The sequence below is a fragment of the Vibrio sp. 2CM40D genome (assembly GCF_023161825.1).
Lineage (GTDB): Bacteria > Pseudomonadota > Gammaproteobacteria > Enterobacterales > Vibrionaceae > Vibrio > Vibrio alginolyticus.
This window is the reverse complement of sequence record NZ_JALNTL010000002.1, coordinates 371,969-385,438: the sequence shown is the minus strand read 5'-3', so window position 1 is coordinate 385,438 and position 13,470 is coordinate 371,969. Positions and strand designations below refer to the sequence as shown.

General features: G+C 45.2%; 17 protein-coding genes. 6 read left to right on the top strand and 11 right to left on the bottom strand.

Features of this window, described 5'->3' with window-relative positions; all coding sequences use genetic code 11:
- Positions 1-35: 35 nt before the first annotated feature.
- Positions 36-710, bottom strand: coding sequence for a fructose-6-phosphate aldolase (locus MTF70_RS05135; protein WP_025768603.1), 675 nt, complete (start codon positions 708-710; stop codon positions 36-38).
- A gap of 255 nt (positions 711-965) precedes the next feature.
- Here MTF70_RS05135 and MTF70_RS05130 point away from each other — a divergent pair, with 255 nt between their 5' ends.
- Complete coding sequence (locus MTF70_RS05130) at positions 966-1,907, top strand: glycyl-radical enzyme activating protein (protein WP_205461250.1); 942 nt, start codon at positions 966-968, stop codon at positions 1,905-1,907.
- A 2-nt stretch (positions 1,908-1,909) separates the two neighbouring features.
- Positions 1,910-4,348: a formate C-acetyltransferase/glycerol dehydratase family glycyl radical enzyme gene (locus MTF70_RS05125; protein WP_205461252.1), complete on the top strand. Its 2,439-nt coding sequence runs from the start codon at positions 1,910-1,912 to the stop codon at positions 4,346-4,348.
- An 84-nt stretch (positions 4,349-4,432) separates the two neighbouring features.
- Here MTF70_RS05125 and MTF70_RS05120 read toward each other — a convergent pair whose 3' ends face one another.
- On the bottom strand, positions 4,433-4,978 hold the full coding sequence (locus MTF70_RS05120; protein ID WP_025768600.1) for a TetR/AcrR family transcriptional regulator: 546 nt from the start codon (positions 4,976-4,978) through the stop codon (positions 4,433-4,435).
- A gap of 98 nt (positions 4,979-5,076) precedes the next feature.
- On the opposite strand from MTF70_RS05120, the gene MTF70_RS05115 reads away from it, so the two are divergent.
- The 4 genes from MTF70_RS05115 (at position 5,077) to MTF70_RS05100 (ending at position 6,623) form a co-directional block, all read left to right on the top strand.
- Positions 5,077-5,550, top strand: coding sequence for an HPP family protein (locus tag MTF70_RS05115; protein ID WP_005374998.1), 474 nt, complete (start codon positions 5,077-5,079; stop codon positions 5,548-5,550).
- A 138-nt stretch (positions 5,551-5,688) separates the two neighbouring features.
- Positions 5,689-5,904, top strand: coding sequence for a TIGR02450 family Trp-rich protein (locus MTF70_RS05110; protein ID WP_005374999.1), 216 nt, complete (start codon positions 5,689-5,691; stop codon positions 5,902-5,904).
- A 112-nt stretch (positions 5,905-6,016) separates the two neighbouring features.
- Positions 6,017-6,394 (top strand): PH domain-containing protein, encoded by a 378-nt coding sequence (locus tag MTF70_RS05105; protein ID WP_005386881.1) that lies wholly within the window; start codon positions 6,017-6,019, stop codon positions 6,392-6,394.
- Positions 6,395-6,404: 10 nt separating this feature from the next.
- Positions 6,405-6,623 (top strand): DUF6500 family protein, encoded by a 219-nt coding sequence (locus MTF70_RS05100; protein WP_017634431.1) that lies wholly within the window; start codon positions 6,405-6,407, stop codon positions 6,621-6,623.
- On the opposite strand, the gene MTF70_RS05095 is transcribed toward MTF70_RS05100, so the two are convergent.
- The 9 genes from MTF70_RS05095 to fliD all read right to left on the bottom strand — a co-directional run bounded on the left by MTF70_RS05095 (position 6,620) and on the right by fliD (position 13,251).
- Entirely contained in the window at positions 6,620-6,907 is a 288-nt protein-coding gene (locus tag MTF70_RS05095) for a hypothetical protein (RefSeq protein WP_005375002.1), read from the bottom strand. The two genes, MTF70_RS05100 and MTF70_RS05095, sit on opposite strands and share 4 nt — an antisense overlap.
- A gap of 77 nt (positions 6,908-6,984) precedes the next feature.
- Positions 6,985-7,980, bottom strand: coding sequence for a flagellar motor protein MotB (locus MTF70_RS05090; RefSeq protein ID WP_005375003.1), 996 nt, complete (start codon positions 7,978-7,980; stop codon positions 6,985-6,987).
- Positions 7,980-8,837: a flagellar motor stator protein MotA gene (gene motA, locus MTF70_RS05085; protein ID WP_005375006.1), complete on the bottom strand. Its 858-nt coding sequence runs from the start codon at positions 8,835-8,837 to the stop codon at positions 7,980-7,982. The genes MTF70_RS05090 and motA overlap by 1 nt, the downstream gene beginning before the upstream one ends.
- A 10-nt stretch (positions 8,838-8,847) precedes the next feature.
- Positions 8,848-9,576, bottom strand: a complete 729-nt coding sequence (locus MTF70_RS05080; protein ID WP_005375008.1) for a FliA/WhiG family RNA polymerase sigma factor — start codon at positions 9,574-9,576, stop codon at positions 8,848-8,850.
- A 12-nt stretch (positions 9,577-9,588) separates the two neighbouring features.
- On the bottom strand, positions 9,589-10,089 hold the full coding sequence (locus tag MTF70_RS05075; RefSeq protein WP_005375011.1) for a flagellar basal body-associated FliL family protein: 501 nt from the start codon (positions 10,087-10,089) through the stop codon (positions 9,589-9,591).
- Positions 10,090-10,111: 22 nt separating this feature from the next.
- Entirely contained in the window at positions 10,112-11,185 is a 1,074-nt protein-coding gene (locus MTF70_RS05070; protein WP_025768599.1) for a flagellar hook-length control protein FliK, read from the bottom strand.
- The gene (locus tag MTF70_RS05065) at positions 11,182-11,502 is read right to left on the bottom strand and encodes a hypothetical protein (protein WP_005375013.1); all 321 of its coding nucleotides are present in this window, start codon (positions 11,500-11,502) and stop codon (positions 11,182-11,184) included. The genes MTF70_RS05070 and MTF70_RS05065 overlap by 4 nt, the downstream gene beginning before the upstream one ends.
- A complete protein-coding gene (fliS, locus tag MTF70_RS05060; RefSeq protein ID WP_005375014.1) occupies positions 11,486-11,872 on the bottom strand; it encodes a flagellar export chaperone FliS in 387 nt (128 codons plus the stop codon). Before fliS ends, MTF70_RS05065 begins: the two co-directional genes overlap by 17 nt.
- 32 nt (positions 11,873-11,904) lie before the next feature.
- Positions 11,905-13,251: a flagellar filament capping protein FliD gene (fliD, locus tag MTF70_RS05055; protein ID WP_005375015.1), complete on the bottom strand. Its 1,347-nt coding sequence runs from the start codon at positions 13,249-13,251 to the stop codon at positions 11,905-11,907.
- Positions 13,252-13,470 lie beyond the last annotated feature (219 nt).

Sequence of the window (13,470 nt, the reverse complement as noted above, 5' to 3'; positions counted from 1 at the left end):
TATTATTCATTGAGACGTCTAGCTGCTACTTTTAATTAGCTTTCAAATGAAAGTTTCTCGCCGAACGTCTCTTTCCAGTCTTTATCGAACTGCTCAACCGCCGGTTTTACTGCTGGGTGAGCGAACATTTGTGCCGCCACATCGGTTGGCAATGTAATGGCTTCGATGCCCAGTTTCATCACTTCCATCGCTTGTTGAGTGTTCTTGAAGCTGGCTGCCAAAATCTTCGCTGGTAGTTGGTTTTGATCGAGTAACAATTGAAGATCCGCGACCACTTCAACACCGTTGCCGTTCATCGCATCAATGCGGTTTACGTAAGGTGCTAGGTAGTCAGCACCGCACAGTGCCGCTAGGAAACCTTGTTGAGCTGAATAGATAGCCGTGGCGAGAACCTGAATTCCCTCTTTTTTCATTAGCTTAATTGCTGCTAAGCCGGTTTCTGTTGCTGGCACTTTTACCACTATATCGTAAGGCAATTCATTCAGTTGGCGCGCTTCTGCCACCATACCTTCGACGGTTGAACTCACGACTTGAGCGTGAAAGCGAGGTGTACCGCCAAGTGCTTCTTGCATGCCTGCTAGGGTTTCATTCAGTCCCTGTTTTGACTTCGCCAAAATGCTTGGGTTTGTCGTCACGCCTTTTAGCGGTAGGCACTGGTTAAAGCGTTTTACTTCTGCCACATCAGCAGTATCTAAATAAAGTTCAATCATGGTTTCTACCTTAAACAAAATCTTCGTTTTGATGATGGGATCACTATAGATCTGACAATCGAACGAGATCTTGATTTTGATCAATTGAAATTTCATTTGAAACTATAATAATTTCATTAAATGAAAAGTTGAGTGAAACTTGTAAACGCTCAAATGAAGCTTTCAGTTCGAACAAAGAAAAGCCGCTGATAAGACTTAACCAGCAAGAAACGGATTAAGTACACAGCGGTAGCACAGACCAAGAGGCAAGCAGAGATGTATTTCAATATCCAACGATTCTCTACCCATGATGGCGATGGCATTCGTTCCATTCTTTTTCTTAAAGGATGCAGCTTGTCTTGCCCTTGGTGTCAAAACCCAGAAAGTCGCAGCGAAAAACATTCACTGTTGTTTGATCAGCGAAGCTGTATGGAAGGTTGCCAACTGTGCGTTTCTGCTTATCAAGCCACAACTCAATCCAGAGCGGATAGTGAAACGGTGAGCGATGGTATTCAACGCATCGACAACCAGATCATCATCAATTGCAAAGCCATCAAAGAAGACCAGCTGATCGCGCTGCGAGACGTCTGTCCTACGCAAGCACTGACTGTCTGCGGTGAAGAGGCGAAATCAGACATGTTGTTCGACACCTTGATGAAAGACAAACCTTTCTACGACCAAAGCCAAGGTGGTGTGACCTTCTCCGGTGGTGAGCCACTCATGCAAGCAGATTTGGTGGCAGAACTCGCGCAGCGTCTGCATGACAACCAAGTCTCTACCGCCATTGAATCGTGCATGCATGTGCCGTGGAAGAATGTCGAAAAAGCCGCGCCGCATATTGATTGCTGGTTGGCGGATTTAAAACACACTGATGAAGAAAAGTTTCTTAGCTGGGCGAAAGGTTCACTGAAACGCATCAAAGACAATTTCCGAAAACTGGCACCTATCGCGAAACGCATTGTGATTCGTGTTCCCGTTGTGCCGGGGTTCAATGACACCATCGAAGAGTTGAAAGACATCATCGATTTTGCGGCTTCACTAGAAAGCTGCCAAGAACTTCACTTGCTGCCGTACCACACGCTCGGCATCAATAAATACCGTTTGCTCGATATGCCTTACGAGTGTTCTGACAAGCCACTAAACAAACCAGAACTGCTAGAAAGCGCCATGCAATACGCAAGCGAAAACACCCAACTTAACGTGATTGTAAGAGGTTAACTATGGACCTGAATTACCTTCCTGAGCGTATCAAAGCGCACAAATCGGCACTGGTAAATATCGTAACGCCACCTGTCTGTACCGAGCGTGCAGAGGCATACACTCGTGCTTATCAAGCAAACGAAGACAAACCTGTAATTGTCCAACGTGCGCTAGCACTGCAAGAGCACTTACGCACTCGTACTATTTGGATTAAACACGATGAGCTAATCGTCGGTAACCAAGCGAGCAAAGTACGCGCTGCGCCTATTTTCCCAGAATACACAGTGCGTTGGATTGAAGCGGAAATTGATGAGCTAGCCGACCGTCCTGGTGCAGGCTTTGCGGTCACTGAAGAAGATAAGCAAAGCATCCACAGCATCACACCGTATTGGCGCGGTAAAACTGTTCAAGACCGTTGTTATGGCTTGTTCACTGATGAGCAGCAAGAAATCTTAGCCAGCACCATCATTAAAGCTGAAGGCAACATGACTTCGGGTGACGCGCACCTTGCGGTGGATAACGAGAAAATCTTGAAGCTAGGCATGAACGGCTTGTTAGAGGATGTTCGTCAGCACCGTGCTAACAATGATGTTTCGACCTTTGAAGGCTTGAAGAAAGAGCAGTTCTACAAATCGGTCGAAATCGTACTGCTTGCGATTCAAGATCACATGGTGAGCTACGCTGAATTGGCGGCAAAAATGGCGTTAGAAGAGACACGCCCGCTGCGCAAAGCTGAGTTAGAAAGCATTGCGGCAAACTGTCGTCATGTCGCGAGCCACGCTCCAGAAAACTTCTGGCAAGCACTGCAATTGAGCTACTTTGTTCAATTGATGCTACAAATCGAATCGAACGGTCACTCGGTTTCTTTCGGTCGTATGGACCAATTCCTCAACGAGTTTTATGTTCGCGATATCGAAAACGGCGCGATTGAAAAAGACTTTGCACTAGAGTTGCTACAAAGCTGCTGGTTGAAGTTGCTTGAAGTAAACAAGATTCGCTCTGGCGCGCACTCAAAAGCCTCCGCAGGTTCTCCGTTGTATCAAAACGTGTGTATCGGCGGTCAGAAGTTGAATGAAAAAGGTGAGCCTGAAGATGCAGTGAATCCACTTTCTTGGGTGATTCTGGAATCTTGTGGTCAGTTACGTTCGACGCAACCTAACTTGAGTGTGCGTTACCATGAAGGTTTAAACCAAGAGTTCTTAATGGGCTGTATTGAAGTGATTAAATGCGGCTTCGGTATGCCAGCGTTCAACAACGATGAGATTGTTATTCCTGAATTCATCAAGCTTGGTGTAGAGAAAGAAGACGCTTACAACTACGCATCTATCGGCTGTATCGAGACCGCAGTTCCGGGCAAATGGGGTTACCGTTGTACGGGCATGAGCTTCATTAACTTCGCCCGTATCTTGCTAGCTTCATTGAACGAAGGTGTGGATGCAACAACGGGTAAAGCTTTCTTGCCACACGATAAGTCATTAGCAAAAGGCAACTTTGAGAACTTTGAGCAAGTGACCGCTTCTTGGGCAGAGCAAATCCGCTACTACACCCGTAAATCGATTGAGATTGATACTGTAGTCGACAGCGTACTTGAACAGCAAGCTCAAGACATTTTCTGTTCAACGCTGGTGGATGACTGTTTGGCTCGCGGTAAAACCGTGAAAGAAGGTGGCGCGAAATACGATTGGGTATCTGGTTTGCAAGTCGGTATCGCGAACTTGGGTAACAGCCTAGCTGCCATCAAGCACCTTGTTTTCGATGATGCGCAAATCACTCAGCCCCTTATCTCACAACAACAGCTAGCAAAAGCATTGGCAGAAGATTTCGATGGCATGGAGAACGAACAGCTTCGCCAACGTCTTATCAACTTTGCACCAAAATACGGTAACGATGATGACGCGGTAGACCAACTATTGGCAGACGCTTACCAAGTGTACATTGATGAGCTAGAGCAGTTCGTTAATACGCGTCATGGGCGTGGTCCAATTGGCGGCGGTTACTACGCAGGTACATCAAGTATCTCGGCAAACGTCCCATTCGGTGCTTCAACCATGGCAACGCCAGATGGTCGTAAAGCGAAAACGCCATTGGCAGAAGGTGCAAGCCCGTCATCTGGCTCAGACCGTTTAGGTCCAACGGCAGTGTACAACTCGGTTGGTAAGATTCAAGCGAATAAGATCCTTGGTGGCGTGCTGCTTAACCAGAAGTTAAGCCCGGCAGCAGTTGAGTCTGAAGGGGACAAGCTCAAGCTTTCTATGTTGATTCGCACCTTCTTCAACCACCACAAAGGCTGGCATGTTCAGTACAACATCGTCTCTCGCGAGACCTTGCTAGCAGCGAAGAAGAACCCTGAACAATATCGTGATCTGGTTGTGCGAGTTGCAGGCTACTCAGCCTTCTTCACCGCGATATCACCAGATGCTCAAGACGATATCATTGCTCGTACCGAGCACGAGCTGTAAGTACACTCACTAACTAAAACGAAAGGCACCGATTGGTGCCTTTGGTTTGCATACTTAATCCGCAAATGACTATACCTGAACGCATTAAAGCTTGTGCAAAATGGTCACGCATTTCTTCGTGATGTTGTCGTACTCTTTCGTCATGTAAGCGGTAGTGATCGCGCCCTCTTTCATGATGCAAATGGCATCGAGTAATGCAGCGTTGTCTGATTTGAGATAGTGATGAATTAGCTCTCTGACTTGCTGCTTATGGTAGCGGCAATACGTTGCGATCTCGCCACTGTCGTCACTGAATTCCGCGGACGTATTGATGAAAAAGCAACCGCGAAACTCGCCCAACTTTTCTTCAGAGCCATGAAACCAGCCGTTGAGTGCTGTAAATAACTGATCGATCACCTCCGCGCACGTTTGTGCTGAAGAAAGCTTTTCCTCCAACCATTCCATAAATACTTGGTGGCGTTGTTCTAATGCGGCGATGATAAGCGCTTCTTTGCTCTCAAAATGGTTATATAGCGTGCGTTTAGCCACGCCGGAAACATTGAGGACTTCATTGATGCCAATAGAGTTGATGCCTTGTTTATAAAACAGTGACAAAGCTGTGTCGATCAATAACTGTTTCTTTTTGTTCATAACTACGTCCTCAAAAAGTTCCATAAACACATATTGACAAAGGTAGACAGATTTGTCTATTTTATTTTGTAGACAATTCGGTCTACTTTGAGGTGTTTATGAATAATTTAATTTTATCGTTGGTTGCCGGGCTTGGCGCTACGTTGGCTATTGGCGTATTGTCCTACGCTGAGGTATCACTGACTGAGGTTGTACTCCTGATGGCACCATTTGGTGCTACCGCAGTACTGGTGTTTGGGGTGCCTAGCAGCCCTCTCGCTCAACCAAAAAACGTGATCATTGGTCACTTCATTACGGCATCTATCGGTATTGCGTTTAGCCAGTATGTTGACGTCACGCCGGTCACGCTCGCGATTGCGACGGGGCTAGGTGTGTCTGCGATGCTGATTACGAAGACCACTCATCCACCTGCGGGGGCAAATCCAATTTTGATCATGGCGTCTGGGCAGGGATGGAGTTTTCTCTTCACGCCTGTCCTGATTGGCGCGGTAGTGATTGTTCTGGTCGGTAAAGGGTTACAGTTGCTACAAAGTCAGTACTTAAACCCTCGACTGAATGGTCAGAAGACCTAGTCGGATTGTAGTTAGAGCCGCGAAAGGGAGTGATCTCTTTTGCGGTTTTATCTTTTGTCGGTTTGCAAAAACAAAATCTGATTCTCTCTTGGTATTCAGTCGTATACATCAACATGGTAGTTAAATTGGTACAATGCGATGAACAGAATCCACCCTAAGAAACTATTGCACAGTAAATGGACGGCAATTTCACCTAAAAACAAAGAGAAGCATTTTGTCGTGACGGAAATGGAACTAGATGAAGATGGTAACGTTGTGAGATGTGTCATCGAGGCAGTCATGAGTAAACGCGACCGAGAGATGAACTGGCAAGACCTAAAAGACTCTGAGCAATGGATGCAAGGGTGGAAGTGAGTGACGCTTCGTTGTTGGGCGAATCAAGCAGAAACGTGCGTTGCGAGTAGGCAAAAGTGGTGCTATCTGATACGTTGATAATTCGTTCTAACGCCCACTCAAAGGATTAATTATGATTGATTTCGACAATTCCTCTGTATTTAAGCTTAAGCCGATTGACGTTTCTAATGCCAGAGAAGACTTCCTTAAGTTCTTGATTGATGGTGAGACTATTTTCGCTGCTTTTAAAACAGTTCGTGACCAAGTGGTGTTTACGAACAAGCGAGTGATAGCGGCAAATGTGCAAGGGATTACCGGCTCAAAAGTGGATTACACTTCTTTGCCTTACAGTAAGATCAATGCATTTTCTATCGAGACCTCTGGTACTTTTGATTTGGATTGTGAAATCGAGTTCTTCATGAGTGAGGTGGGAAGAGTGCGTTTTGAAATTAAAGGCTCGTTTGATTTGATTTCTTTCAACCGTATGGTTAGTGAGTATGTACTAGGTTAAGGGATTAGAAATGAGAGCTTCGCTGAGAGACAAAATTATAGAGGTCTGTGACAAAAAGATCGCGAGTAAAGGTGAATTGGTTGGTCTCTCATTTTATGCGTTTTTCGCTAATAAAAATGACGACCCAGAGCTGTTGATGGAAGCGGCTACGTGGTGGATTCAGACTCATCAGCTCGACCACTTCGAAAAAGCAGTAAAAATAAAATCAATGGTCGAGTCGGGGAGCTAAATTAAAAAAAAGAAGTAAAGAAAGCAGACAAATGCTAATAACGTTGCGGACAAAACAGGGTAGATAATGTAAGAGTCCTGCTTGTTGGTTCGTTGAAAACATAGCGAAACAAGTAAGACGTTATAAACAACAAGTAACAAGCTGATCATGGTTCCGCTGTTTAGTGTCATACTTGATAGCTGAGTTAAGAAAAACGCCAATAAAAGGTAATCGAAGACAATGAGCCATAAAAAGGCTTTCTTCAGTAAGTCGCTTTTTCTTTTTTCGGATGATGTTATGTGCATATAGAACTCAACTAAAAAGTCACAGTAACAGAGGCTTTGGTTAGAGAGGTCACCATCAGAGTGGTGACCTTTTAAGATTATAATTCTTGAATTTTTACTTCGCTGGTGGCGGTATCGCCGGAGTAATTGATGACTTCTTGACGAATGACTGGTTGGTTAAATTCAGCCTTATCTTTCGCTTTTTGCAGTTCACTTTCTTGGTGGTTGCCAAAAAGGGTCTCAAGCACTTTAGCGGCAGGAGTCGTTAAAACAAACAGCTCAATACGACGGTTTTCGCTAGAATCTGGCTCATCAGGATTAAGCAGCGCTCTATCTGACATACCCGTTACCTGCATTACTCTATCGTCCGGCATACCGCCTTCAACTAACGTATTTCTTGCTACGTCTGCTCGAGAGGCTGATAACGCCCAGTTAGATTGACGACCAAAACGCTTTTTAAATGGAATTGCATCTGTGTGTCCGCTGATGATCAGAGGGTTGTTAACACGATGAAATACAGGTGCTAGTGCGAGCAGTAAATCTTCAAAAAAAGGAGTAAGTTCTGCACCACCACGGCTGAACATATGCTGTTTGTAATCATCTTGAAGGACGATACGCAAACCTTGTGGTGTCACCGTGACGTTTACATTTCCCTGCGCATTAATTTGGGCAGTCATTTGCTCAATTACTTTTGCTAGTGCGGCAAGTTGCTCTTGAGTATCGAAGTTACCAGGAATCAAAGAATCAATTTCTGGTCCATCCCCATCACCTTTGAAGTAAGAGCTTACCACATGGTTGGAGTTGTGTTTACTTGGCACAGAAGAGTCCTGTGCCAAGTCGATAGGAGAAATACTTTGTGACGTATCAAATGGGTTGCCGTAACTCTTGTCGAATACGCTTGAACTATGCAAGTGGGCAACAATCGCTTTACGCTCTTCTTTGTCTACCACCTGCATAACCCAAAGTACAAGAAACAGCGCCATTAGGGCGATCATGAAGTCAGCAAACGCGACTTTCCACGCGCCGCCATGAGACGACTCATCATGGCTGTATACTTTGGCACGTTTGAACACTACATGCTCTTGTTTTTGCATTATCCCTCCTGTTCAGCTAACCACTTCTCCATTTGGTTGAATGTTGGTTTGATGTCTAGCTGAATATGTTTACGACCAGCGTCAATGGCGAGCAATGTCGGCTTTTTCGCTACGTAGGCAACCAAGGTTGCACGAACGCACTCAAAAGCAGTCATATTACGTTTTACTCGCTGAGCCATGGCGTTACTTAGTGGATCTAAGCCACAGTAACAACCGAAAATACCAATGAATGTACCAACGAGAGCTGCCGCAACGTGATACCCAATCATAGCGATTGAGCCATCAATAGCTTGCATGGTGATAATAATGCCACCAACTGCTGCAAGAATACCGAAGCCAGGTAGTGCTTCTGCTGTACGCTGTAGTGAGCGTGAAGGTAAAAGCATTTCGTTCTGTATTGCTTCGATTTCTTGCTCTAGCAGTCCCTCTAATTCATGAGGCGACATCTGTCCCATTGCCATTAAACGTAAATTGTCAGTAATGAAAGAAATTAGGCGATGATCTTCTGCGATCGTCGGGTAAGCGAGGAACATAGAGCTTTGCTCCGGAGCCTCAATATGAGAATCCAGAAACTTGTATCCGCGGTTTCTCGCTGTCTCTAGCAAGTTGTTGAGTAGTGCCATTAATTCCATGTAGTACTCATGCTCTTCTGTTGGACCTTTAATGGTCGCTGGCACTTGTCGACGCATTTCTTTTAGTACATGAGGCGGATTACCGATGATCAAAGAACCAGCAGCGGCGCCAATAATGATAAGGAATTCGGCTGGCTGCCAGATAGCACCTAAGCTACCACCGGCCCACATATATCCACCGAAGACGCACACCAGGATAGTGAGCACTCCAAAAAACTTTTGCATCTTGTGACTCCTAAGAGGACATTAATTGGTTGAGTTGTTTCAGCGCTTGTTTGTGAAGCTGACATATACGAGGTGGTGTCAGATCCAATACCAGAGCTATTTCGTGTAAGTTGAGTTCATGTTGATAGAACAGAGTCAGGAGCAGTTGATCGCGCTTAGGTAACTTACCCAAAGCACTGTCTAAACTACGACGAATATGTTCATGTTCCATGCCATCGTATTGTCCGCCAATGTAGCTATCACCGCTGCTCTCCATCAGTTGGTCAAGGCTTTGCATCTCGCCTGCGAGAGCGGCATTTTGGCGGTTGTAATAATCTTGCTCATTCGTCCCTAAAGCCTGGATGATTTCGGCATCCGTTGGCATTCGACCTAACGTTCGAGTGAGATCTCGAGTCACGTCGTTGAGCTCGTGGGCTTGTTGACGAGTCTTACGTGAACGCCAATCTAGTCGGCGTAATTCGTCTAAAATAGCTCCCCGAACTCGACAAACGGCGAAAGCAGGAAAGTGAGGATCGTCAACATCGCCATATCGGCGTCCAGCCTCGACTAGAGCGATAAGGCCTATCTGCTGCATATCTTCAATACTACAGTGAGAAGTGGCATGAACGCGCAGCTGGTTAACTACGCGTTTTACCATGACCTGATGACGTTGTAGCAATGCGTTTTCATCAATTGGTCGTGACGGTGTTGTCACTTCCTCTTCTGTGGTGTAAGTGTCTTGTACATTCATGTCTAACATGGTTGTGCTCCGTTATTGCACAACATATTTAGTCAACAAAACATCGTCGATTTCTCGGACGATGTCTGTTTTAGCAAAAGCGAGTAGAAGCGTTTGCTTCACTTCGTCTTGCAGAATATCGATGGCACCCGCTTGCTGTAACTGATCAAACGTTTTGTCGCTAAACAGTTTTAATAGAGAGTTTTGTACCATAGGCATGTATTCATCGATCTCTTTGATACGCTCTGGACGGCGTGTCTCAATTGCCAGTTCTAGCATCACAAAGTGAGTCTGTTTCTTGCCTTTAACGGTCAAAACGACTTTGTCCAAAGGATGGAAGCTAGGACCTTTACTTGTCGGTTGTTCTGTGACCAAAAAAGACAGTGGAGAGTCTTCGATCAGTGAACCAGAGTCAGGTGACTCTTGAGCGTGTTTGTTTAAGTACCAGATTCCGCCCATAATTGTGACGGCCGAAACGAGGGCACTGGTGATGATCATGGCGATAAACAGGGCGATCATTTGTTGTTTGGTCATAACCTTTTTCCTCGAAGATTCACTAAGCTTGAGTGCTTAGCCAGTGTTCTGAATAGTTAGTTGTTGTCGTGGTTTGGAATGCACCAGATTCTCGTGCGGCGAAAATATTGGCGTCTTCTTCGTTTGCATGTGGGTCATTTCGACCTTGGTTTTGATCAGAGCCAACATTGACATCGACATGAACGAAGTTTTGCTCTTGTAACTCAGTACGCAATCGTTCCGAAACTTGCATTAAAGCTTCTCGTGTTGCTGCGGCATTGGCGTTGATGTGGACACTCAATCGGTCACCTTCAACACGTACAAGTAAATCCAATTTCCCTAAGTCTGGTGGGTCTAGGCGGATTTTTGCTTCTTGTACATTTTGTTGAGCTTGGAGCGTCACGCGATCATGTAATACTTGCATCATTTGCTCCCCCCACTTTCCTGCAGTGGTATCAACACGCACCGCTGCCCACTCAGAGCCTTGAGCTTGAACATGACTCGTCGCAACCGGTGAATGTGCAGGTTGTGTTGTAGGAGCTTGTGCTTGAAGTAGAGAGGCGGTTGGTTGCCCTTGAACAGGTTGATTCAAAAGAGTTTGAAACTCAGCACCGGAGATAGGCAAACGCGAACTCGATGAAGTCGGCAGACTTTGCTTCACATCTTGTTTTGATGATGTGTTTAACATAGCGTTAGACGAATCTTGAGTAACAGACTTAACTTCGCTCGCAGTCATTAAAGATGACGCTTTTCCTAGTTTCTCAGCCTGCTTCTCTGCCATGGTAATCATACCCTGGGTTAAAGCTTGAGCTTGCGCTGCAAGATCAGTCGATTCTGTTAACCCTAGTGTACTGGTCAAGTTGGCATCCGGATCTGAAGCTGAGCGGTCATCAGTATCAAAACCATGACTTTGTACTTTGTTTGCGCTGTTCAAAGTAGAGGCCGTAAGGTGAAAACTCGGTACTGCTGACGCAGAGTTAAAGTCTTGCTCACCATTCTGCTTGTTCCCTGATCTAAAACCATGAGAAAAGCCGTGTACCGAGTTCGCTTGCTTGATGTGACCCTCATTGTTAGCTGGCGAATTACCCGAGTGCTGAGTTGAAGAAGGTATGATCATTGAGTTAGCTCCATGGTCATTGCTAATTGATAGGCCATAGCGCGTTCTTGATGGTCATTGACCATGTTCATCTCTTTTTTCAACTCGTTGGTCGACTTCTCTAATACTGCGAAGGCATTAGCGTGCACTGTTTTCGCTCGCTGGATTTCAGGTGCAAGCTTAGGATCTTTCAAAAAAGGCTTGTGACTGATCAAAAGCTCTCGCAACTGCAAGTCGTACCGCTTGAGCGCATGCCAATCGGCCGTTTTTGCGGCGAACTGGATGAGCTGAGATAAATGACGGAATCGCTCTGGCGATACTTTATGCTTGTTGTCCAAAATTCATCCAACCTTCACGAATGTTACCCATTACACGCTCAACGTTAACCAAGCGATTTGCATCGTTTTGCACGCTAGCGTAATAAAGTTCGACTTGGCAGAAGTCATACAGCTGGCGTAGGTTTTCCGCAATTTCACCGCCGTTTTCATCATCTAAAGCACTTGTTAGTCCAATCAAGATGTTCATGCATTTGTTGATTCCATTCCCTTTCTCAGCCAAACGATTTGCGGCTAGGTGGCCGCGAATACGTTCAACTTCATCGAGTAGGCCATCGATTAACATGATGACTAATTGGTGTGGATTTGCTGCTGCCGCTTGAGCGTCGAGATCGACTTGTTGGTACGAATCGTAACCAGAATCCATAAGCATGAATATTTCTCCTAAATTTGGAACCAAATGTCTTATTTTTGAGCATTAAACATGGACATGGTTTGGTTCATTTGGGTCATAATTGAATTCATTTGAGTGAATTGTTTGAGATAGCGGTTGTACGACATTTCGTACTTACGCTCTAAATTGGTTTGTTTATCTTTGATTCGGTCTAAGCTTGACTGTATTGCGTCTTTACGCGTGCTGAAGGTACCTGATGAGAACTTCAAGAAAGGCTCTACCATCGCGTCAAGAGAATCTAGCAAAGCGTCATCCCCATTAAACAACGCCTCTAAGCCTGCGCTATTTGTTTGTTGAGCTTCTTTGAACTTTTCTTGATCAACTTTCATTTTACCGTTGCGGTCTAGGCTCACGCCGATTTCGCTTAGGCGCATACCATTGTGTTCACCTCGGATTAACCCCGTTAACTGACTCTCAATAGAACGCAATGTCGAGTCGCTAGCGAGCACGCCGCGTTTCTGATCTTCACCGCCAATTTGGGTGTACTGATCGATAGTCGAAACAAGGGCATTGTAGGTTTCCACAAACTTATCTAGTTGCTCTTTAGTGCCTTCGCTATCAGCTCCAATTTTTAAACCGATTGGCGAATCTCCCGCGGCTTGCGGTTTAGATACGGTAATGTCAACACCGTCGATGACACCTTCAAAAGTATTACTTGCGTTGGTTAGTTTCAGGCCTGAGTCTTTTGCACCTAGCCACATAACCGCATCTTGCGGAGCGTTGATTTGCTTGAGGTTGGTGAAGGCGTCTTCAAACCACGCTTGGCCAGTACCCGATGCAGATACGTTGATCTTATTTTCGACACCAGTCTCAGTACTCGATAGCATAAAGTGTGTTTGACCATTCGAGCGAACTAGAGTGGCGTTAACGCCAGGGTTATCCGTGTGATTGTTAATCGCACTGGCTAAATCACTGATCGTTGCAGTGCCGTCACCATTAACATCAACGGAGGACAAGTCTAGAGTCATTGTTTCACCGTTGATGGTGAATTCTAAAGATCCAGTTGTTGGTACTTCTGTCGTCGCCTCAAGGTCTGCAGGCATTCCTGTAGATACTTGATGCGCCGTTGCCACTTTTTCTACAAAAATCTGATAGTTACCCGTTAGCGCTTTAGCATCCGCGTTTGCAGTAAAGTTACCTTCTTGAGAGAGTGTCGCACTGTTTTTGATGATGCTGTTTGTGCTGTTATTCATCTCTTTCATTGCAGTACGAAAATCACGTAGTGCGCTTTCAACTTTATTAAAAGCTGACAGTTGTGACTGGTACACATTAGCTTGCGCTTGGTAACGGTTTTTGAATGGGTTTGTGTCCAATTGTGCGAATTGGGTTGCCATTTTTACTGGGTCTAAAGAACTCATGAGGTGTGCTCCTCTCATCTCTTATTGGCTTGAATACTTTGAATGCTACGCCTTAGTTTAATTATCAGTGGCAAGATGCGTGCCGTATATTAAATTCAATTAAAACAAAGGTTTAGATCTATTTTATTTTCTTGGGAGGAAGTGGTGTTTCCACCTTGTTTGTTCCGCCTTCCTCCATGGAAAAAGTAATTTCCTTATAAGAAAAGGCGACCTAAACAA

What these genes read in the sequence shown, in the direction of transcription:
- MTF70_RS05135 (WP_025768603.1), bottom strand. Translation starts at nt 710, where the DNA reads ATGATTGAACTTTATTTAGATACTGCTGATGTGGCAGAAGTAAAACGC.
- MTF70_RS05130 (WP_205461250.1), top strand. Translation starts at nt 966, where the DNA reads ATGTATTTCAATATCCAACGATTCTCTACCCATGATGGCGATGGCATT.
- MTF70_RS05125 (WP_205461252.1), top strand. Translation starts at nt 1,910, where the DNA reads ATGGACCTGAATTACCTTCCTGAGCGTATCAAAGCGCACAAATCGGCA.
- MTF70_RS05120 (WP_025768600.1), bottom strand. Translation starts at nt 4,978, where the DNA reads ATGAACAAAAAGAAACAGTTATTGATCGACACAGCTTTGTCACTGTTT.
- MTF70_RS05115 (WP_005374998.1), top strand. Translation starts at nt 5,077, where the DNA reads ATGAATAATTTAATTTTATCGTTGGTTGCCGGGCTTGGCGCTACGTTG.
- MTF70_RS05110 (WP_005374999.1), top strand. Translation starts at nt 5,689, where the DNA reads ATGAACAGAATCCACCCTAAGAAACTATTGCACAGTAAATGGACGGCA.
- MTF70_RS05105 (WP_005386881.1), top strand. Translation starts at nt 6,017, where the DNA reads ATGATTGATTTCGACAATTCCTCTGTATTTAAGCTTAAGCCGATTGAC.
- MTF70_RS05100 (WP_017634431.1), top strand. Translation starts at nt 6,405, where the DNA reads ATGAGAGCTTCGCTGAGAGACAAAATTATAGAGGTCTGTGACAAAAAG.
- MTF70_RS05095 (WP_005375002.1), bottom strand. Translation starts at nt 6,907, where the DNA reads ATGCACATAACATCATCCGAAAAAAGAAAAAGCGACTTACTGAAGAAA.
- MTF70_RS05090 (WP_005375003.1), bottom strand. Translation starts at nt 7,980, where the DNA reads ATGCAAAAACAAGAGCATGTAGTGTTCAAACGTGCCAAAGTATACAGC.
- motA (WP_005375006.1), bottom strand. Translation starts at nt 8,837, where the DNA reads ATGCAAAAGTTTTTTGGAGTGCTCACTATCCTGGTGTGCGTCTTCGGT.
- MTF70_RS05080 (WP_005375008.1), bottom strand. Translation starts at nt 9,576, where the DNA reads ATGTTAGACATGAATGTACAAGACACTTACACCACAGAAGAGGAAGTG.
- MTF70_RS05075 (WP_005375011.1), bottom strand. Translation starts at nt 10,089, where the DNA reads ATGACCAAACAACAAATGATCGCCCTGTTTATCGCCATGATCATCACC.
- MTF70_RS05070 (WP_025768599.1), bottom strand. Translation starts at nt 11,185, where the DNA reads ATGATCATACCTTCTTCAACTCAGCACTCGGGTAATTCGCCAGCTAAC.
- fliS (WP_005375014.1), bottom strand. Translation starts at nt 11,872, where the DNA reads ATGCTTATGGATTCTGGTTACGATTCGTACCAACAAGTCGATCTCGAC.
- fliD (WP_005375015.1), bottom strand. Translation starts at nt 13,251, where the DNA reads ATGAGTTCTTTAGACCCAGTAAAAATGGCAACCCAATTCGCACAATTG.